Genomic DNA, 18,242 nt, shown 5'->3' on the forward strand with positions numbered 1-18,242 from the left:
TCGGCGCGATGGCCGGGGCCCGCGTGGCGACGGCCGTGGCGGCAACGATCGCGGTGCAGATCGCGGCGAGCGTGGAGATCGCGCGGGCCGTTTCGGCAACGACCGCCCCGAACGCGGTCCCCGCCTGGGCGACGCCGCATTCCGTGCCCAGCGCGAGTCGCTGGAGCACGCGCAGGCGGCACTGCGCAAGCTGGCGGCGCAGGCCCACGGCGAAGCTCTCACCCAACTGATCAGCGCCTGGGAATCGCGCGACGCGGCGCAGCTGCCGAGTGTTCAGGAACTGGGTCGTGGAGTTTCGCCTGCGGTGCGCGGCACCTGGCTGCAATCGCTGGGTGCGGCACCCTCCGGGGAGGTCGGCAAGGATGCGGCGGAGTCCCTGCTGCGCCTGGAAATGGCAGCCGAGGTGCCCACGCCGGCCGAACTGCTCGACGACCGCCGCGCCCTGCAGCTGAAGCTGCTCACACGCCGTGGCGATCCTGCGCCTGCCCAGACCTGGGGCCAGGACGTGGGCAAGGTGCTGGCTTCGGCGCATGACGCAACCTCTGCGCGGCGCCTGCAGTCGGCGCTCAAGTCGCTGCTGCGCAAGTAAGCAGGAAGGCGGTGGCTGGCCGCGCGATCGATCCGGTCGCGCGGTTCAATCGCCCGTGCGCCGACCCAAAAAGAACTCGTCGAACAGGCGCAGCAACCCAGGCTCTTCCTGCGCGAATCTGCTGCGGTTGACGAAGTAGGCCTCGCAAGCGACGGCAAAGAATTCGGAAATCGATTCGGCGCCGTAGTCGTCCAGCCAGGGCGGCTCGCCGCCGAAGCGCTCGGCCACGATGGTCTTTTCGCGAAAGGCCTCGTAGGCAGGCTCGATGACGGCCATCCAAGCGGCTGCCGCAGCGCGTGCGCCCTGTGCGCCGCCAAAGGCCGGCGGCAGCGGCGGGCAGCCATCGGCCGTGCCATTGCGCAGGTCGATCTTGTGGGCGAATTCGTGGATCACCACGTTGTAGCCCTCGCCGGCGGTCACGCTGCTGGCCAGCACGTCCTGCCAGCTGAGCATGACGGGGCCGTGGTCCATGGCTTCGCCGGCCACGACCTCCTCGTACTCGTGCACCACGCCGGCCTCGTCCATGACCTGCCGCGGTGCCACCACCTCGGCGGGATGCACCACCACGCCCACGAAGTCGTCGTACCAGGCCAGGCCGCCGGGAAGATGCAGCACGGGCAGCACGGCTTGCGCCGCGATGCCGAGGGCCACCTCGTCGGTAATGACAAAGCCGTGCGCGCCGTGGAACTGCTTGTCCTGCAGGAACTGCGCCGCCAGCAGCCGCAGGCGTTCCACTTCGTTGGGTGTCCTTTCGGCGAGAAAGGGGTAACGCGCCAGCGTGGCCTGCCACGCCGCATCCGGAATGGCGGGCAGGGGGCGCAGCTTGCGCAGCCAGCGGAACATGTTCGAGAAAACGGCGCTCAGCGCAGGTCGACGCGCCTGGCGCCGGCCGCCGACAGGCACAGCACCTGCGCGCGTGGGGGATGCGCATCCACGTCCCAGTCGCTGAGCACGATGCGCCGCAGGCCATGGCCCAGGTCGTGTTCCGCCGGCCGATGCGTGTGGCCGTGGATCAGGGTCGGCGCGCCGGCACGCGTCAGCCATTCGCTGGCGGCCGGACCATCGACGTCAGCCCAGACCATGCCGGGCTCGCGCTGGCGAGCCTCGCTTTGCGATCGCACCGAGCGGGCGAGGGCGCGCCGCTGTTCCAGCGGCTGGGCCAGCACGGCCTGCTGCCAGGCAGGTGAGCGCACCTGTTCGCGAAAGCGCAGGTATTCCGTGTCTTCCAGGCAAAGCGCGTCGCCATGGCTCAGCAGCCAGCGCTGGCCCTGGAAGACCAGCACGGTCGGGTCTTCCAGCAGGCCCATGTGGGCCCGCGCCGCGAAGTCCTGCCCCAGCAGGAAATCGCGATTGCCGTGCATGAAATAGAGGGGCCGCCTGGCCGACGCGTCGCGCAGCAGCGCGGCGCACTGGGCCTCGAAGCCGGGCAGGGCGGCCGCATCGTCGCCCACCCAGACCTCGAACAGATCGCCCAGGATGAACAGGGCGTCGGCCGGCGTGGTCTGCAGGTAGCCGCGAAATGCCTCCACCGTGGCGGGCCGGTCGGCCTGAAGGTGCAGGTCGGAAATGAGGTCGACCGTGTGCCAGCTCGCGGGCGCCACCAGTTCCTGGAATGCGGGTGTCTGCAGACTCATTTCATTCAAGGCAAGCCGTTGGCGCCGGCCCGGCCGTTACTCGGCGATGACGACAGCCTTCTCGATCACCACGTCTTCCAGCGGCACGTCGTCGTGGAAGCCCTTGCGGCCGGTCTTGGCGCGCTCGATCTTGTCGACCACGTCGCTGCCCGAGACAACCTTGCCGAACACCGCATAGCCCCAGCCCTGGGCGGTGGGGGCCGTGTGGTTGAGAAAGCCGTTGTTGGCCACGTTGATGAAGAACTGGGCGGTGGCCGAATGCGGCGCGTTGGTGCGCGCCATGGCAATGGTGTACTTGTCGTTCTTCAGGCCGTTGTTGGCCTCGTTCTCGATCTGTGCATCGGTGGGCTTTTGCGTCATGCCCGCCTCGAAGCCGCCGCCCTGGGCCATGAAGCCGGGAATCACGCGGTGGAAGATGGTGCCGTCGTAGAAGCCCTTCTTCACATAGGACAGGAAGTTGGCCACGGTCTTGGGCGCCTTCTCGGCGTCCAGTTCGAGGGTGATGACGCCCTGGTTGGCGATGTGCAGTTCGACTTGGGGCTTGTTGCTCATGGTGTGACTCCAGTTGGGTTATTTGGCCAGGGTGGCGGATTGGATGACGACGGGCACGACCGGCACGTTCTGCATGCCGTTCTTGGTGCCGGTGGGCACGGCGCGGATCTTGTCGACCACGTCCTTGCCGGCCACCACCTTGCCAAACACGGCGTAGCCGTAGCCGTCGGGGCTGGGGGCGTTGAGCCCGTCGTTGTTCTTCACGTTGATGAAGAACTGCGAGGTGGCCGAATTGGGGTTGCCGGTGCGCGCCATCGCAATGGTGTAGCTGTCGTTCTTCAGACCGTTGGAGGCTTCCAGCGGAATGGGCTCGCGCGTGGGCTTTTGCGCCAGGTCGGAGGTGAAGCCGCCGCCCTGGATCATGAAGCCGTCGATCACGCGGTGGAAGATGGTGCCGTCGTAGTGCTTGTCCTTCACGTACTGCAGGAAGTTCTGCACCGTCTTGGGCGCCTTCTCGGGTGCGAGTTCGACCACGATGTCGCCCATGGAGGTGGACAGCTTGACGCGGGGCGCGGCCTCGGGCGATTGCGCGAAGGCGGCGCCAGCGAGCACGAGGCTGCAGGACGCGGCCAGCAGCAGGCGGCGAGCGAGGACTGGGGTGTTCAGAGCCAAAGCGTTTCTTTCATCAAGAAGGTTGGAAGAAGAATCATGCACCGAAGACACGCGGTGCAAGGCTTGGACACTAGCGCTGCGCGGGTGTTCCCGCGTCGGTGGCCGGCGCCGCAGCCGCCGGCTGCGCGGGCGGCACCTTGGCCGCCGCAGCCTTCGGCAGGAAGACCTCGCGCAACAGTGTGAGCTTGGGCGCGACGGTGGTATTGCGCTTGTCCAGCTGCTGAGCCTTGGTGTAGGACTGGGCTGCGAGCCGCACGTACACGTCGCCGAGATTCTCGTGCGCTGTGGCGTAGTTGGGGTTGCGCTGCAGGGCGGTTTCCAGCGCGTCGCGTGCCTTGCCGAATTCGCTTTGCGCCGCGTAGAGGGCCGCGAGGTTGTTGTACGGCTCGGGCAGTTCGGGAAACTCCTGCGTCAACGCGGTGAAGGCGCTGATGGCCTCGGCCTGCTTGCCCTGGTCGGTGAGGATCACGCCGCGCAGAAAGCGCATCTGCGGATCGCGCGGATTGGTTGCCACATAAGCGTCGGCCTTGGCCAGCGCTTCGTTGGCGCGGCCCTGGCGCAGCAGTGCGTTGACGTCCGCATACTGGTCGGCGCGCGCGCTGCCGGCCCAGCCCAGGACAAGCGCGAGCAACGCCGTGAAAAGAAAGAATCGGGGAGAAAAGCGTGAAGTGGCGACCTGCTGCATGAAGCCTCGGGAGGAAATTCGGGTTTCGCGGCAAGGCTCGGAACTACCCGAAATGCACACGGCATGGGCCGTTTATACTGCGGGTCATTGTAGCCGAGGGGTCTGAGGCGACCCCTCTTGCCACGCCCCCCCTTTCCTGAAATAAAGCGTCCTTCGCCCAGGGCAAACGCGCGGTCACTTGCCTGTTGGGCGCGAAAGAATCGCGACGCCTTCGAATCCCATGAGTTTGCGCATCTACAACACGCTTTCGCGTGAGCTGGAGGTCTTTTCGCCATTGCGGCCCGGCGAGGTCCGCATGTACGTGTGCGGCATGACCGTGTACGACTACTGCCACCTGGGCCATGCCCGCTCGATGATCGCCTTCGACGTGGTGCAGCGCTGGCTCAAGGCCAGCGGCTATCGCGTCAACTATGTGCGCAACATCACCGACGTGGACGACAAGATCATCAAGCGCGCGGTGGAAAACGGCGAGAGCATCCGCAGCCTCACCGACCGCATGATCGATGCGCTGCACGAAGACGCCGACGCGCTGGGCATCGAGCGCCCCACGCATGAGCCGCGCGCCACCGAATACGTGCCGCAGATGCTCTCGATGATCGGCACGCTCGAAGGCAAGGGGCTGGCCTACCGCTCGCCCAATGGCGACGTGAACTACGCGGTGCGCAAGTTTCCGGGCTACGGCAAGCTCTCGGGCAAGTCGCTCGACGAACTGCATGCGGGCGAGCGCGTGGCCGTGCTGGACGGCAAGGACGATCCGCTCGATCCGGTGCTCTGGAAGAGCGCCAAGGAAAGCGAGCCGGCCGATGTGAAGTGGCCCAGCGAATTCGGCCCGGGCCGCCCCGGCTGGCACATCGAGTGCTCGGCCATGGCCTGCGCGCTGCTGGGCGAGACGCTCGACATCCACGGGGGCGGCGCCGACCTGCAGTTTCCCCACCACGAGAACGAGATCGCCCAGAGCGAAGGCGCCAACGGCAAGCCGCTGGCGCGCACCTGGATGCACAACGGCTTCATCAACATCGACGACGAGAAGATGTCCAAGAGCCTTGGCAACTTCTTCCTGATCCGCGATGTGCTCAAGAGCTTCGACGCCGAGACCATCCGCTTCTTCGTGCTGCGTGCGCACTACCGCAGCCCGCTCAACTACAGCGACGTGCACCTGCAGGATGCGCGCGCCTCGCTCAAGCGCTTGTACACCGCGCTGCAGCGCGTGCCGGCCGCAAGCGTTGCCATCGACTGGAGCGAGCCGCATGCGGCGCGCTTCAAGGCCGCCATGGACGAGGACTTCGGCACGCCCGAAGCCGTGGCCGTGCTGTTCGAGCTGGCCGGTGCGGTGAACCGTGCGGCGACAAACGAGGAGGCCGCGAAGCTGGCCGGCCTCCTGCGCGCCCTGGGCGGCACGCTGGGCATCCTGCAGGACGACCCTGACGCCTACCTGCGCGCAGGCGCCACGCTCGACGAGGCCACCATCCTGGCGATGATCGATCAGCGCGCGCAAGCCAAGGCCGCGAAGAACTTCGCCGAGGCCGACCGCATCCGAAAAGAGCTGCAGGACAAGGGCATCGTGCTGAAGGATTCCGCCACCGGCACCACGTGGGCGGCGGCGCAGTGAACGCCGCCGCTGCCAAGGGGACGGCCAAGAGCCTTCCCGTCACCATCATCACGCCCGACTACTGGGACGACGCCTGCAAGCACCTGGCCAAGAAGGACCGGGTGATGAAGCGGCTCATTCCGCAATTCGGCGACGCCTGCCTGGAGTCGCGCGGGGATGCCTTCACCACCCTGGCGCGCAGCATCGTGGGCCAGCAGATCTCGGTCAAAGCCGCCCAGGCGGTGTGGGACCGATTCATGGACCTGCCGCGGCGCCTGACGCCGGGCAACGTGCTCAAGCTCAAGGTGGACGACATGCGCGCGGCGGGCCTGTCGGCCCGCAAGGTGGAATACCTGGTCGACCTGGCCCTGCATTTCGACAACGGCACGGTGCACGTCGATTCGTGGAAGGACATGGAAGACGAGCAGATCATTGCCGAGCTGGTGGCCATCCGCGGCATCGGCCGCTGGACGGCCGAGATGTTCCTCATGTTCCACCTCATGCGGCCCAATGTGCTGCCGCTGGACGACATCGGCCTCATCAACGGCATCAGCCACAACTATTTTTCGGGCGATCCGGTCAGCCGAAGCGATGCCCGTGAAGTCGCCATGGCCTGGGCGCCCTATTGCAGCGTGGCGACTTGGTATATTTGGAGATCGCTCGAACCGGTGCCTGTCGCGTACTGAATTCTTTCGTTCCCTGCGCGCAAATCGCCCCTCGAGACACTGAAAAACAATGGAGAAGACGTTGGCAAAACGAACCTTCCTCGACTTCGAGCAACCCATCGCGGAGCTCGAATCCAAGATCGAAGAACTGCGCTATGTGCAGTCCGAGTCGGCGGTCGATATCTCTGAAGAAATCGACCAGCTCAGCAAAAAGAGCCAGCAGCTCACCAAGGACATCTACAGCGACCTGACGCCCTGGCGCATCACCAAGATCGCGCGCCATCCGGAGCGTCCGTACACGCTGGACTACGTGAACGAGATCTTCACCGATTTCGTCGAACTGCACGGCGACCGGCACTTTGCCGACGACCTGTCGATCGTCGGCGGCCTGGCGCGCTTCAACGGCATGCCGTGCATGGTCCTCGGCCACCAGAAGGGCCGCGACACCAAGGAGCGCACGGCGCGCAACTTCGGCATGAGCAAGCCCGAGGGCTATCGCAAGGCCCTGCGCCTGATGAAGACGGCCGAGAAATTCAAGCTGCCGGTCTTCACCTTCGTGGACACGCCGGGCGCCTACCCCGGCATCGATGCGGAAGAGCGCGGCCAGTCCGAAGCCATCGGCCGCAACATCTACGAAATGGCGCAGCTCGAGGTGCCGATCATCGTCACCATCATCGGCGAAGGCGGCTCCGGCGGTGCGCTGGCCATCTCGGTGGGCGACCAGGTGATGATGCTGCAGTACTCGGTGTACTCGGTCATCAGCCCCGAAGGCTGCGCCTCCATTCTGTGGAAGACCGGCGAGAAGGCGCAGGAAGCGGCCGACGCGCTGGGCATCACGGCGCATCGCCTCAAGGCCCTGGGCCTGGTCGACAAGATCGTGAACGAGCCGGTGGGCGGTGCGCACCGCGACCATCGGCAAATGGCTGTCTTCCTCAAGCGCGCCCTGGGCGAGGCTTACCGGCAGGTGGCAGACTTGAAGCCGCGCGAACTGCTCGAGCGCCGCTACGAGCGCCTGCAGAGCTACGGCCGCTTCTCGGACACCCGCGCCGACAGCAAGTAACCGGGCAAGCCGACGCCGCCTGGCGCAGCCTCAACGTGCAGCGCCTGGATGGCGCTGCGATACGCGCGCCTTCAGCGCCGCATGCAGTTCGCCAGGCATGAGTCGGGCGGCCAGGGCCAGGAGCAGGGCGGCGACCACGCCGTCGTCGATCCAGCCCAGCACGGGCACCAGGTCCGACACGAAATCCACCGGGCTCAGCACATAGAGCCCCGCCGCCAGCACCGCCAGCTTGGCCGAGCGTGGTGTATCCGGGTGGCGCAGCATCGCCCAGGCCAGCGCAAGCTCCTTGCGCAGCGAATACCAGAGGGTGGCGACTTTCCACATGGGCATGACTCCTTGGCCGCCGGGTGCCGGCTTGCACGCATATGGGGCCGAAGGGCCCCGGTGCAAGGCCTGGCCCGCGGCCGGTCGGCCCCACAATGCGCGCATGCATTCTGCTGCCCGTTGCCCCGGACCCGGCGCAAGTCATTCATGCCGGAAGGGAAAAGCGCCGTGAATTCGCTCGAGCACGCCGTTGCGGCCTTCGAGCCCGGATTGCCGCTGACGGTGGCCTTCAGCGGCGGGGCCGACTCCACGGCCCTGCTGCTGGCTTGCGCGCGGCGCTGGCCGGGCCAGGTGCGGGCCTTTCATGTGCACCACGGGCTGCAGGCCGCCGCAGACGGCTTCGAGGCGCATTGCCGCAGCCTCTGCGAGGGGCTGAAGGTGCCGCTGTCGGTGCGGCGGGTCGATGCGCGGCACGCCAGCGGAGAAAGCCCTGAGGACGCCGCGCGGCGGGCGCGCTATGCATCGCTGGCAGCGCTCGCGCGCGACGCCGGGGTTCATGACATTGCGCTGGGCCACCATGCCGACGACCAGGCCGAAACCATTCTGCTGGCGCTCTCCCGCGGTGCGGGGCTTTCGGGCCTGGCAGCGATGCCGTCCCTGGCCCGGCGCGACGGGCTGAACTACCACCGTCCCTTCCTGCACCTGCCCGGCGCCGCGATCCGCGCCTGGCTGCGCGGCCAGGGCGTGGCATGGATCGACGATCCGAGCAACGGCGATGCGCGCTACACCCGCAACCGCATCCGCGGCGTGCTGCTGCCGGCGCTGGAGCAGGTGTTTCCACAGTTTCGAAGCACCTTCGCCCGCAGCGCCGGCCATGCGGCGCAGGCACAGGTGCTGCTGGTGGAGCTGGCCGAGCAGGACCTGGCCGGCGTGGGCGCACCGCCTCGCATCGAGGCCCTGCAGGCCCTGTCGCGCGCGCGGCAGGCCAATGTGCTGCGCCACTGGCTGCTTCGCGTGCACGGCTGCACACCCAGCGCGGCGCAGCTCGAAGAACTGCTGGGGCAGGTGGACGCCTGCCGCACGCGCGGCCACCGCATCCACATCAAGCTGGGCACCGGTTTTGTCGATCGCGTGGGCGACGTGCTCGATTGGTACAATGTCGCGCCCTCGCCAAGGCCTTCGCGCTGACCGGCTGCAGGTGCGCTGCCCGGTGACTGGTTGCCGCGGCGGCATCCATTTCTCCTAGACACTCACCCATGGCATTGATCGTTCATAAATACGGCGGCACGTCGATGGGCTCGACCGAGCGCATCAAGAATGTCGCCAAACGCGTGGCCAAGTGGGCCCGCGCCGGCCATCAGATGGTGGTGGTTCCCAGCGCCATGAGCGGCGAAACCAATCGCCTGCTGGGCCTGGCCAAGGAACTGGCCCCGGCGAAGACCGACGCCGCCTACGGCCGCGAGCTCGACATGCTGGCTGCCACCGGCGAGCAGGCTTCGTCGGCGCTGCTGGCCATTGCCTTGCAGTCCGAAGGGGTCGAGGCGGTCAGCTACGCAGGCTGGCAGGTGCAGGTGAAGACCGACAGCAGCTACACCAAGGCGCGCATCGAGAGCATCGACGACGAGCGCGTGCGCGCCGACCTGGAAGCCGGCCGCGTGGTCGTCATCACCGGCTTCCAGGGCGTGGACGAGGGCGGCAACATCACCACCCTGGGCCGCGGCGGCAGCGACACCTCGGCCGTGGCCGTGGCCGCCGCCATGCGCGCGGACGAGTGCCTGATCTACACCGACGTGGACGGCGTCTACACGACCGACCCGCGCGTCGTGCCCGAGGCCCGCCGCATGAAGACCGTGAGCTTCGAGGAAATGCTGGAAATGGCCAGCCTGGGCTCCAAGGTGCTGCAGATCCGCTCGGTGGAATTCGCCGGCAAGTACAAGGTGCCGCTGCGTGTGCTGTCCAGCTTCACGCCGTGGGACATCGACATCAAGGAAGAGGCCGCATCCGGCACGCTCATCACTTTCGAGGAAGACGAAAACATGGAACAAGCCGTCGTATCGGGCATCGCGTTCAACCGCGACGAGGCCAAGATCTCGGTGCTGGGTGTGCCTGACAAGCCCGGCATCGCCTACCAAATCCTGGGCGCCGTGGCCGACGCCAACATCGAAGTCGACGTGATCATCCAGAACCTGAGCAAGGACGGCAAGACCGACTTCAGCTTCACGGTGCACCGCAACGACTACGCCAAGACGACGGACCTGCTCAACACCAAGGTGCTGCCCGCGCTGGGCGCCGCCAAGGTCGAGGGCGACGCCAAGATCTGCAAGGTGAGCATCGTCGGCATCGGCATGCGCAGCCATGTGGGCGTGGCCAGCAAGATGTTCCGCGTGCTGAGCGAAGAGGGCATCAACATCCAGATGATTTCCACCAGCGAGATCAAGACCTCCGTCGTCATCGACGAGAAGTACATGGAACTGGCCGTGCGCGCGCTGCACAAGGCCTTCGATCTCGACCAGGCGGGCGCATAAAAGTGGCATAATTGCCGTCTTACGGAAACGTGACCGAGTGGCCGAAGGTGCTCCCCTGCTAAGGGAGTATGGGGTGTAGAGCCTCATCGAGGGTTCGAATCCCTCCGTTTCCGCCAAACCTGGCTTTTTGTTTTGCCTCGCGGCAAATCAAGAAGGCCCTGAAAAGCCCCGCTTGCCGGGGCTTTTTTGCGTCTGGCCTCGCCATGCTGCGCGTGCTTGCATCCTGTCCATGAGTGGCGGTTCAACCAGTCCGTCGCATAAAAGCGGCCATGCGTAACCTTCATTGACGAGGTCGCTGTGCGATGTGCGAAGCCCGCTTCGCTTTCGCGTCAAAAATCACGGTGCACTTCTGTTAGCGCTGCAACGCGATGTGAATGGCATCAGCATAATGCGTCGCGAATCAGGGGGACTTTGATAGACGCCGACAGCAAAATAGCTGCGGCTTGCAGCCGCTTCTTTTAACGAAGCGCGTTGCGCGCCATCGTTCCTCCCGAGTTGCAGGGAAAGGAAACGAAGTGACAGGCCCAGGGAGCGCGCGGCGTATAGGGATCCTTTCGGAGGAACCCAATTCGGAAGCAACCATAACCATCAAAGTGGCCATGGAGGCCCTTGGATTCGATCTGGCAAGCTATCTCACGCTCGCCCAGCTCATGCGCTGCGCCCGCAATGACCTACCGATAGAGGCGCATCCTGGAAACCGAATCCATCATCCGAGTGGCTTCGCAAGCCATGGTGGTCTGCCTGATGGTCTCGCTGCCCGCGGTGATCGTCTCCGCGGTGGTCGGCCTTCTGGTCTCGTTCGTGCAGGCCATCACCTCGCTGCAGGACCAGGCCATCTCGCAGAGCATCAAGCTCATCGCCGTGGTGTTTGCGCTGCTGGTCAGCGCGCCCTGGGGGGCCAGCACCATCGTCCAGTTCGCGCAGAAGGCGATCGAGGCGGCCGTCGGGCGGGTATGACGGCCGCACGGGTCTCCACATCTTCGGCGACCCGCTATGCGCGGTCGACGCGAACGTCGACGCAGAATCCGGCCACCCCGGTCGATGTGGGACCGACCGGCATTGCCGCGGGGTCCAAGGCGGGGCAGCCGCATGCCGGCTCGCAGGAAGATCCGGGCCATCTCGCACGCTGGGCTGGGCTTGGTGCGGCCTTGGCTGCATTGGGCGGACGCCCTTCGGCCCGGTCCAAGGCGCCGTCTGGCCGCAAGCCCCCGGGCTCCGGCGAAGCCCGCCGCCGTCGGCATGCTGCCCAGCACCACGAGGAAGATTGGGAGCCCGACCCGAGTCATGCGGACAACGCGAACCAGAAGCTTCGCGTGGAATCGGTGCAGGCGTCGGCCGGCGGCCCGCAGACCGGGCAGGACGGAAACTCGGACAGCGCGGGAGGCGGGTCGCTGCAGCACCCGGCAGGCCTGCCGAGCACAGTGGCATCGCGCAGCGGCCACGCCGGCCCGTCGGCCGATGCCATGGCCGCGCAGATCATGGACGCCATCGGCAGCGCCGGCGAGACCGGTGCCACGCTGGCGCAGATCCGGGCGACGCTTCTGCGGGCCGTGCAGGCGCGCCCGGGCGCCGAGGCGCTGGACAACGGCGGACTCGAACGAGTGAAGAAGCTGCTTGTGGCAGGCCGCGCGGCGGGTGATCGCGCGCCTTCGCGGGCCGCCAGTGCGTCGCCGCAAAGCTCGCGGCTCAACCAGATGTTGCCTTTGCTGCTGCTGACGCTGCAACGGCGCCGCACCGGCCAGCAGCGGGCCAGCGCGCGCGCCATTCTGCAGACGTTCCTGCGGCATTCGCGCTAGCGGCGGGTCCGACATGGAAGAGGACGAACCGCCAGACGAGCCCTTCGAGCGCTATGCGGCGCTCGTTCTCGAACTGTGCGCGGCGCTGGGCATCCCCGACCCGAATGCGGTCCTGCGCTCGCGCCGGCTGGAGTTCGCGGGCTTCGACGTGCTGCTCGACTACTTTCCGGACGACCCCGCGGCCATGTACATGCTCTTCGACTACGGGGCCGCCACGGCAGGGCGGTCGTTGCCCGTGTTCAGGCTGATGCTCGAATCCAACCTGCTGATCTATGCGCAGGACCAGGCGCAGCTCGGGCTCGACCCCGACACCGGCAATGTGCTGCTGATCGTGCGGATTCCGCTCGACGGCGAAGTGACCGGCGAATGGCTGTTCGACACGGTCGACCACTATGCCGAGCATGGCAAGTACTGGCGCGAGAACCTCATCCGCTCGCCTGACGAGATCTTCGAAGGACTGGGACAAGGCCAGTACACCTGGATTCGTGCGTAGATCCGCGCCGGCGCTTCGGCACGGCATTCGGTTCTTCGCAAATCCGCCGTGGTGCGCAGATTGGCGAAGCGCATGCTGCATTCGCCTCAACCCTGTGCCTGCCGGCACACCGACCAGCCTTTGCCATGCAACCTTCACGCTACATCGCCATGCGCTTCGTTTCCCTCTCCCTTGCCGGCGCGGCCCTCGCCTTGACGGGATGCGCCACCGGCTCCCAGGGTCCGGAGGGCCCGCACAAGATGGCCACGCCCTTCGACGCGCGCGCGGCTGCCAACCAGAACAAGGACGGCAAGGGCGTCGTCAACGGATCGGCGTACGTGGTGCGCGAGGGCGGCCTGGTGACCAACTGCGTCGGCGGACCGGTGGTGATGCTGCCCGCCACTGCCTATGCCACCGAGCGCATCCAGTTCATCTACGGGCGCGCCCCGGAGGTGGGGGAGGTGCTCTCGCGCGACGGTGCCGCTGCCGCGCAGCAGCAAATCAGCTTCGACCCCGAGCCGGTGGAATACCGCCAGCACCAGCGCAGCGCCACCTGCGACGAAAAGGGCCTTTTCCAGTTCAAGCGCGTGAAGGACGGTGACTACTACGTCTTCGGGCTGATCAGCTGGCAGAGCCAGCCCTTCGAAGGACGGCTCCTGATCACTCGCATCGCGGTGCGAAACGAGCGCACGCCGGCGGTGATGCTCACCCCTCCCACCAAGTTCGGCCCGTAAGGGGACGTGCGCGCCGCAAGCGTGACGAGACGCCATGAACCACGCCATGCATCGGTTCGGTTTGTCTCGCCTGCCTTCGGATTTGCACTGAGCCGAATGACACCCGAGGAATATGGTCTGTTCGAACCCGGACGCTGGGCATTCCGGACAAACGGCTGAAGAACCCATGAAACCATCGATTCGACATTTCAAACTGGCGTGCGCTCTGGCGATCTTCAACCTGGCCGCGATGCCGGCCGCTGCGGCCCCGGCCGGGTTCACCAACAAACCCTTCGTCTACCGGGCCGATGACAAGAAGCTGAGCGACGTGCTCCAGGACTTCGCCTCCAGCCAGGGCGTGCCGGCCGTGGTCGACGCCGGCGTGACCGGCTCGGTCAACGCCAGCATCAACTCGCAGCCCGAAGAGTTCCTCAAGGCCATGAGCCGGACCTACGGCGTGATCTGGTACTTCGACGGCACCACGCTCTTCGTCTACCCGGCCCGGTCCATGCAGAGCAAGGTGTTCCGCATGCGCGGCTATTGACGGATCCCATCATGGACCATCCATCCAACTCCCGCCTGTGTGTCCTGTCGGGCACGCATGCCGGCGCAAGCCTCGACCTGGCGCCGGGCGACTACACCGTGGGCTGCGAGGACGACAGCAGCATCTACCTGTCCGACTGGGCCTTCGCGCCCCTCACGCTTCGGGTCGATCCCAACGGCGACCACGAGGTGCGCTGGGTCGGCAGGCGCGTCGTGACCATCTCGATGCCCAGCTTCAAGGCTTTCGACTTCGCCGGAACGGTGCTGAGCATCGGGGCCGCCGATGGCGACTGGCCCGAGCGCGCCGACGTGATGGAAACCCGCAAGCAGGTGCGCCTGAATCCGGGGTTTCTTCCGGCGGTGCACCGGCCGGTGACCCGCGCGCGACGGTCGCTGCTGTCGGTGTTCGGCGCCGGCCTCGTGGGGGCATTCCTCATCGGCGGGCTGGTGTCCGCCCTGTCCAAGCAGCAACCGTCCTTTCCGTCTGCGCCGCAGTCCCGGCAGAAGTTCGTCCAGGAAGTGGTGGATGCGGTGGCGCCTTCCGCACTGCGCGTGACGGTCAGCGGAAATTCCTTGACCGTGGACGGCGTCGTGAGCGACGCCGAGGTGGCGCGCCGCGTCCACGACCGCCTGGTGGGCAGCTGCGTGGAGCCGCTGATCATCGACATCACTGGCCATGCGACCGATGCGAAGGGCTCGCCGGTGAAGTGCGCCGCTGCCGGCCCGAGGGCCCCGGCGTTCAGGCCGATGTCCCGTGCGATGCCGCTGCCCCGGGACGTCACGCCGGGGGCGGAGGTCATGCGCTTCTTCGATTCGACCAGCGCCGCGGCCTTGTCCGTGAGCTGGGCGGCTGCATGCTGGGCCAGCGCCATCCGCCGATCGCCGTCACCTTCCGGCGCCTGTGCCAGTCCGTTGGCCTGCTTGACGTATTCCTCGCGCGCCTTGCGGAAGTCCTTGCTGGCTTCGCGGTGCTGCAACACTTCCTTGCCGCGCGCATAGGCCGTGGTGGCAATCTCGACGGAGGCCATGCCGATGCCGGAGGCGACCACCGACGTGCCCGCGCCGGACAGGCCGGGCAGCGAAGGATCGACCGTCTTCGCGCCGTGCAGGCCCAGCCGCTTCAGCCCGGACGCGGCCATGACACCCAGGTTGCCCAGCTCGATCCGCCGGATCGCCTGGTCGGCCCGCACGGACTTGCTCTTCTTGCCGGCGGCAGGCGCCGAAGCGGAGGGCTGCCGGCCCGCCGCGGAGGCGGCGGCGCGGTCACCAGCTGTTTCGTCGATGACTGCAGTCGGTGCAACACAGCTTCCAGTCCAGCTCGCTGCGGCTGAAGATCAGAAACACGCTGGGCGGGCGCGACTCGAACCTGCAGGAGGCGCTCAAGCGCCTGGCCATCGATGCCAAGGCGCAAGACAAGCTCGACCGGCTCGAGAGCTTCGTGGACTGGTACGCCAAGGCCAAGGACAGCTCGCTGCAAAAGGATTTGCAGCAGCTGTTTCACTTTGCCGGCGGGCCGCTCGCGCGCCTGAACAAGAGCAACGGCACGGCCTACACGCGCGCGCACCAGCGCCAGAACATGCGCGAGCAGCTGCTGTGGAACCTGGCCAGCTATGTGCACGAGCACCAGCAGGCCGACAAGACGCTGGACACCAATGCGTTCGCGCAGCATGTGCGTGCGCTGGGTGATTCATTGAAGCCGTCGATGAACCTGGGTGAGCAGAAGGTGCCCAACGCACGCCAGCGCCATCCGCTGGTCGACCTGGGTGCGGCGCAGGCCGCATCAGCCGCGGGCGCGTCGGGCCATGCGCAGGCCAGCCCGACGGCAACGGCGGCGCTGGACCTGTTCAAGCGAAGCATCCATGGCACGCTGGATGCCGGCTCGGCCGGCGCGCGCCGCGACTACCAGGCGGCCGGCGTGCGCATGGCCACCGGCGCCGTCACCTTGGCGGGGGGTGCGCTGGACACCGCCGGGCTCTCCGTGGCCGGCCTGCCGATGCGCATCGTGGGCCCGTGGCTCGCCATTTCCTATGCCGTCGCACGCGGCACGCGCCGCGAGGTGGAGTCCAGGCATGCCGGCGTGGTGCAGCAACGGCATCAGGACGAACTGAGCCGCGTCCGCAGCGACTTCTCGGTCGAAGCCGGCGGCAGCCCGGCGCCGCAGCGGCGCGAGGACTATTCGAAGAAGCTGCTCGATCTCGCGCAGGGCGGCAATCACCTTGCCTTGATCTCGATGGTTCGCGACCAGCTTCGCGACGAGCGGCAGCTGTCGGCGCCCGGCCCGGCGACCCAACTGCTGTCGGAGCTGAAGATGTCGGCGTCGGAGATCCAGGAGTTTGCGGATTCGGACGAAAGCTATCTCAAGACCCAGCTCTTCGGCCCGAGCGCGACCTTCAGGTACAACGGCGATGCCGGCGCGCTGATCGACAAGGAACTGCCCCGGGGCATGCCGCGCCCGCGCGAACTGGGGCGTTGAGCCATTCATCCTGATCCAGGGCGCTCGCTCGCAAGACTCGATTGCAGTTCCGCTACGCCGGCGCGCCCGGCAAGGTGCGCCGCGACTTGTGCAGTCGAATCAACTGCACCGTCACGCCCACCAGGAAGATCACGAACACCACGCCGATCGTCTTTTGCAGCGCCGGATCGTCCGGCCCGGTGAACAGGGGCGATCCCAGGGGCAGGCGCGAGAAGGTCTCGGTAAAGCCCGGGATCATGTGAAAGAAGAAGCTGAGCGAATAGCTCGCCGTGGCCACGTAGGCCGAGGCGCCGCCGAAGACCTTGCCGCGCCATGCCACCGCCGCAAGGCCCAGCACCAGCAGCGTGATGATGCCCAGCATGTGCGGCGGCCCGAACCCTCCGCGCTGGAAGATGCCGAAGCCGGTGACGCAGGTGAGCACGGTGGCCCACACATAGGTCCTGCCCAGCCCGTTGTCGGGAATGATGGCCTTGTCGCGCACCAGCGCCCAGCCGCCGGCGCCGAGGGCGACCAGGCTGATGAGCGTGTGCACGGCACCCAGGTTGGTAAGTCCGAGAATCATCGAGGGCTCCTTGCTTTGAAAAAAGAACAAGAACTCGCGAAGCCAGTGCGCGCGTCATTGCGCGGGCGCGAGGGTAACGCGTGCGGCGCATTCGCGCACATCCATTCGTCGGGATGTTGGGCACCCTGCGGAGCGCCGCGCCAGCCCCAGGGGCGAGACTGATTGACATCTAAACATTTGAAAAGTAATGTAGATGCTCGATTCATTTGCCAAGCAACTGGGGTGCCCGTTCATGAAAATCGCAATCCTGGGTGGAGGTCACGGCTGCTACGCCGCGGCCGCCGATCTGTCTGAGGCCGGCCATGAAGTTCGCCTGTGGCGTCGCGATGGCGCGGCGCTGGCGCCGGTCGTCGAGGCGGGCTCATCCATCCGCCTGAAGGACGCGCAGGGCGAGCGCGACGTGCGCATTGCCATGGCCACCGCCAACATCGGCGACGCCATGCGCGGCGCTGAACTGATCGTGATCCCTTCTCCGGCCATTGCGCAGAGCGACATCGCCCGCGCCATGGCGCCGCACCTGGTCGACGGGCAGGTGGTGTTCCTGCCGCCCGGCACCTTCGGCAGCTACGTGATGGCGCAGATCGTGCGCGACTCGGGCAACCAGGCCGACGTCGCCTGGGCCGAGACCGGCACCTTGCCCTACCTGGCGCGCAAGCATGGCGAGCGCGAGGTCAACGTCACCATCCGCGCCATCCACCTGCCCACCGGCGTGTATCCGGCGCGCAAGGAAAAAGAGGCCATCGAAGTGATCCGTCAGGCCTACCCGGCGGTGCACGGCTGCGGCGATGCGCTCTCGGGCGCGCTGATGAATGCCGGCCCAATCATCCATCCGCCGCTGATGGTGATGAATGCCGCGCCGCTGCAGCACTTCGAGCGCTGGGACATCCACAACGAGGGCACGCAGCCCTCGGTGCGCGCCGTGACCGACCAACTCGACCACGAGCGCATCGCGGTGCGCGATGCCTTCGGCCATGCCGGCCCGCACTATCCGCTGGCCGACCACTACAACAACGACAAGTGGATGTATGGCGATGCGCACAAGAAGCTGGTGAAGTCCGGCGACTGGCGCGAGCACATCGACCTGCACACGCACCGCTACATCGTCGAGGACACCGAGATGGGCCTGGCCTTCCTCGCTTCGGCCGCGCGCCATGCGGGCGTGGATGCGCCGATCGCGCACGGCCTGCTGGCCATCGTGGGCGGCTTTCTCGGGCGCGACCTGCGCAAGGGCCCGCGCACCTTCGAATCGCTGGGCCTGGCCGGCCTGTCGCGCGATGCGCTGAAAGAGCGCCTGCATGACGGCCGCTGACACGCAGGGCGCGCAGCCCACGCTGCCCCGCATCGTCGCGGTGGGCGCGGGCCGCATGGGCCGCGGCATTGCCATCGCCTTCGCCTACGCCGGCCACCCGGTGTCGCTGGTGGACCTGCGCACGCGCAGCGACGAGGCCTGGCACAAGCTGGCCAACGAGGCGCGTGCCGAGATCGACGGCAGCCTGCGCGGCCTGGCGG

The 18,242-nt window shown here is 66.9% G+C and carries 21 protein-coding genes, 1 tRNA gene and 1 pseudogene; 16 read left to right on the plus strand and 7 right to left on the minus strand.

Features of this window, described 5'->3' with window-relative positions:
- Positions 1–589: pseudogene (locus VSO01S_RS27600) on the plus strand (DUF349 domain-containing protein); the annotation flags it as partial.
- 45 nt (positions 590–634) lie between these two features.
- Here the strand turns inward: VSO01S_RS27600 and VSO01S_RS22070 are convergent.
- From VSO01S_RS22070 to VSO01S_RS22090, 5 genes are all read right to left on the minus strand, one after another.
- Positions 635–1,432 (minus strand): M90 family metallopeptidase, encoded by a 798-nt coding sequence (locus tag VSO01S_RS22070; protein ID WP_068644950.1) that lies wholly within the window; start codon positions 1,430–1,432, stop codon positions 635–637.
- A 17-nt stretch (positions 1,433–1,449) separates the two neighbouring features.
- Positions 1,450–2,223 carry a UDP-2,3-diacylglucosamine diphosphatase gene (locus VSO01S_RS22075; RefSeq protein ID WP_068644951.1) on the minus strand — a complete coding sequence of 258 codons (774 nt, stop codon included), beginning with the start codon at positions 2,221–2,223 and terminating at the stop codon, positions 1,450–1,452.
- A gap of 36 nt (positions 2,224–2,259) precedes the next feature.
- Positions 2,260–2,775, minus strand: a complete 516-nt coding sequence (locus VSO01S_RS22080; protein WP_068644952.1) for a peptidylprolyl isomerase — start codon at positions 2,773–2,775, stop codon at positions 2,260–2,262.
- A gap of 18 nt (positions 2,776–2,793) precedes the next feature.
- Positions 2,794–3,381, minus strand: coding sequence for a peptidylprolyl isomerase (locus tag VSO01S_RS22085; RefSeq protein WP_068644966.1), 588 nt, complete (start codon positions 3,379–3,381; stop codon positions 2,794–2,796).
- 76 nt (positions 3,382–3,457) lie between these two features.
- Positions 3,458–4,018 carry a tetratricopeptide repeat protein gene (locus VSO01S_RS22090; protein ID WP_245684292.1) on the minus strand — a complete coding sequence of 187 codons (561 nt, stop codon included), beginning with the start codon at positions 4,016–4,018 and terminating at the stop codon, positions 3,458–3,460.
- Positions 4,019–4,292: 274 nt separating this feature from the next.
- Between VSO01S_RS22090 and cysS the strand changes: the two genes are divergently transcribed.
- From cysS to VSO01S_RS22105, 3 genes are all read left to right on the plus strand, one after another.
- Positions 4,293–5,681 (plus strand): cysteine--tRNA ligase, encoded by a 1,389-nt coding sequence (cysS, locus tag VSO01S_RS22095; RefSeq protein ID WP_068644954.1) that lies wholly within the window; start codon positions 4,293–4,295, stop codon positions 5,679–5,681.
- Positions 5,678–6,346, plus strand: a complete 669-nt coding sequence (locus tag VSO01S_RS22100) for a DNA-3-methyladenine glycosylase family protein (protein ID WP_068644967.1) — start codon at positions 5,678–5,680, stop codon at positions 6,344–6,346. Before cysS ends, VSO01S_RS22100 begins: the two co-directional genes overlap by 4 nt.
- Positions 6,347–6,407: 61 nt before the next feature.
- On the plus strand, positions 6,408–7,385 hold the full coding sequence (locus tag VSO01S_RS22105) for an acetyl-CoA carboxylase carboxyltransferase subunit alpha (RefSeq protein ID WP_068644968.1): 978 nt from the start codon (positions 6,408–6,410) through the stop codon (positions 7,383–7,385).
- Positions 7,386–7,415: 30 nt separating this feature from the next.
- Here VSO01S_RS22105 and VSO01S_RS22110 read toward each other — a convergent pair whose 3' ends face one another.
- The gene (locus VSO01S_RS22110; RefSeq protein ID WP_068644955.1) at positions 7,416–7,709 is read right to left on the minus strand and encodes a YkvA family protein; all 294 of its coding nucleotides are present in this window, start codon (positions 7,707–7,709) and stop codon (positions 7,416–7,418) included.
- 147 nt (positions 7,710–7,856) lie between these two features.
- Here VSO01S_RS22110 and tilS point away from each other — a divergent pair, with 147 nt between their 5' ends.
- The 10 genes from tilS (at position 7,857) to VSO01S_RS22160 (ending at position 16,171) form a co-directional block, all read left to right on the plus strand.
- Complete coding sequence (gene tilS, locus VSO01S_RS22115; protein WP_068644956.1) at positions 7,857–8,837, plus strand: tRNA lysidine(34) synthetase TilS; 981 nt, start codon at positions 7,857–7,859, stop codon at positions 8,835–8,837.
- Between the two features lie 68 nt (positions 8,838–8,905).
- Complete coding sequence (locus VSO01S_RS22120; RefSeq protein ID WP_068644957.1) at positions 8,906–10,174, plus strand: aspartate kinase; 1,269 nt, start codon at positions 8,906–8,908, stop codon at positions 10,172–10,174.
- Between the two features lie 23 nt (positions 10,175–10,197).
- Positions 10,198–10,290 (plus strand) — tRNA-Ser (locus VSO01S_RS22125).
- Between the two features lie 574 nt (positions 10,291–10,864).
- A complete protein-coding gene (gene sctS, locus VSO01S_RS22130) occupies positions 10,865–11,131 on the plus strand; it encodes a type III secretion system export apparatus subunit SctS (RefSeq protein ID WP_084242040.1) in 267 nt (88 codons plus the stop codon).
- A complete protein-coding gene (locus tag VSO01S_RS27905) occupies positions 11,128–11,970 on the plus strand; it encodes a hypothetical protein (RefSeq protein ID WP_153305366.1) in 843 nt (280 codons plus the stop codon). Before sctS ends, VSO01S_RS27905 begins: the two co-directional genes overlap by 4 nt.
- 13 nt (positions 11,971–11,983) lie before the next feature.
- The gene (locus VSO01S_RS22140) at positions 11,984–12,463 is read left to right on the plus strand and encodes a CesT family type III secretion system chaperone (RefSeq protein WP_068644960.1); all 480 of its coding nucleotides are present in this window, start codon (positions 11,984–11,986) and stop codon (positions 12,461–12,463) included.
- A 125-nt stretch (positions 12,464–12,588) separates the two neighbouring features.
- Entirely contained in the window at positions 12,589–13,176 is a 588-nt protein-coding gene (locus VSO01S_RS22145; RefSeq protein ID WP_153305367.1) for a hypothetical protein, read from the plus strand.
- 166 nt (positions 13,177–13,342) lie between these two features.
- Positions 13,343–13,699, plus strand: coding sequence for a hypothetical protein (locus VSO01S_RS22150; RefSeq protein WP_068644962.1), 357 nt, complete (start codon positions 13,343–13,345; stop codon positions 13,697–13,699).
- Between the two features lie 11 nt (positions 13,700–13,710).
- Entirely contained in the window at positions 13,711–14,697 is a 987-nt protein-coding gene (locus VSO01S_RS22155; protein ID WP_153305368.1) for a hypothetical protein, read from the plus strand.
- 295 nt (positions 14,698–14,992) lie between these two features.
- Complete coding sequence (locus VSO01S_RS22160; RefSeq protein WP_068644964.1) at positions 14,993–16,171, plus strand: hypothetical protein; 1,179 nt, start codon at positions 14,993–14,995, stop codon at positions 16,169–16,171.
- Between the two features lie 52 nt (positions 16,172–16,223).
- On the opposite strand, the gene VSO01S_RS22165 is transcribed toward VSO01S_RS22160, so the two are convergent.
- Entirely contained in the window at positions 16,224–16,733 is a 510-nt protein-coding gene (locus VSO01S_RS22165) for a DUF2306 domain-containing protein (RefSeq protein WP_068644965.1), read from the minus strand.
- A gap of 232 nt (positions 16,734–16,965) precedes the next feature.
- On the opposite strand from VSO01S_RS22165, the gene VSO01S_RS22170 reads away from it, so the two are divergent.
- Both VSO01S_RS22170 and VSO01S_RS22175 read left to right on the plus strand, forming a co-directional pair.
- Entirely contained in the window at positions 16,966–18,042 is a 1,077-nt protein-coding gene (locus VSO01S_RS22170; protein WP_068644969.1) for an NAD/NADP-dependent octopine/nopaline dehydrogenase family protein, read from the plus strand.
- Positions 18,029–18,242 (plus strand): 3-hydroxyacyl-CoA dehydrogenase NAD-binding domain-containing protein (locus VSO01S_RS22175; RefSeq protein WP_245684294.1); only part of this gene is annotated, 214 nt, incomplete at its 3' end. The genes VSO01S_RS22170 and VSO01S_RS22175, both read left to right, overlap by 14 nt.

Source organism: Variovorax soli NBRC 106424, assembly GCF_001591385.1.
Lineage (GTDB): Bacteria > Pseudomonadota > Gammaproteobacteria > Burkholderiales > Burkholderiaceae_C > Variovorax > Variovorax soli.

Excerpts from the sequence above, each read along its gene's own strand:
- VSO01S_RS22070 (WP_068644950.1), bottom strand. The coding sequence starts at position 1,432 with ATGTTCCGCTGGCTGCGCAAGCTGCGCCCCCTGCCCGCCATTCCGGAT.
- VSO01S_RS22075 (WP_068644951.1), bottom strand. The coding sequence starts at position 2,223 with ATGAGTCTGCAGACACCCGCATTCCAGGAACTGGTGGCGCCCGCGAGC.
- VSO01S_RS22080 (WP_068644952.1), bottom strand. The coding sequence starts at position 2,775 with ATGAGCAACAAGCCCCAAGTCGAACTGCACATCGCCAACCAGGGCGTC.
- cysS (WP_068644954.1), top strand. The coding sequence starts at position 4,293 with ATGAGTTTGCGCATCTACAACACGCTTTCGCGTGAGCTGGAGGTCTTT.
- VSO01S_RS22110 (WP_068644955.1), bottom strand. The coding sequence starts at position 7,709 with ATGTGGAAAGTCGCCACCCTCTGGTATTCGCTGCGCAAGGAGCTTGCG.
- tilS (WP_068644956.1), top strand. The coding sequence starts at position 7,857 with ATGCCGGAAGGGAAAAGCGCCGTGAATTCGCTCGAGCACGCCGTTGCG.
- VSO01S_RS22120 (WP_068644957.1), top strand. The coding sequence starts at position 8,906 with ATGGCATTGATCGTTCATAAATACGGCGGCACGTCGATGGGCTCGACC.
- VSO01S_RS27905 (WP_153305366.1), top strand. The coding sequence starts at position 11,128 with ATGACGGCCGCACGGGTCTCCACATCTTCGGCGACCCGCTATGCGCGG.
- VSO01S_RS22140 (WP_068644960.1), top strand. The coding sequence starts at position 11,984 with ATGGAAGAGGACGAACCGCCAGACGAGCCCTTCGAGCGCTATGCGGCG.
- VSO01S_RS22145 (WP_153305367.1), top strand. The coding sequence starts at position 12,589 with ATGCAACCTTCACGCTACATCGCCATGCGCTTCGTTTCCCTCTCCCTT.
- VSO01S_RS22150 (WP_068644962.1), top strand. The coding sequence starts at position 13,343 with ATGAAACCATCGATTCGACATTTCAAACTGGCGTGCGCTCTGGCGATC.
- VSO01S_RS22155 (WP_153305368.1), top strand. The coding sequence starts at position 13,711 with ATGGACCATCCATCCAACTCCCGCCTGTGTGTCCTGTCGGGCACGCAT.
- VSO01S_RS22165 (WP_068644965.1), bottom strand. The coding sequence starts at position 16,733 with ATGATTCTCGGACTTACCAACCTGGGTGCCGTGCACACGCTCATCAGC.
- VSO01S_RS22170 (WP_068644969.1), top strand. The coding sequence starts at position 16,966 with ATGAAAATCGCAATCCTGGGTGGAGGTCACGGCTGCTACGCCGCGGCC.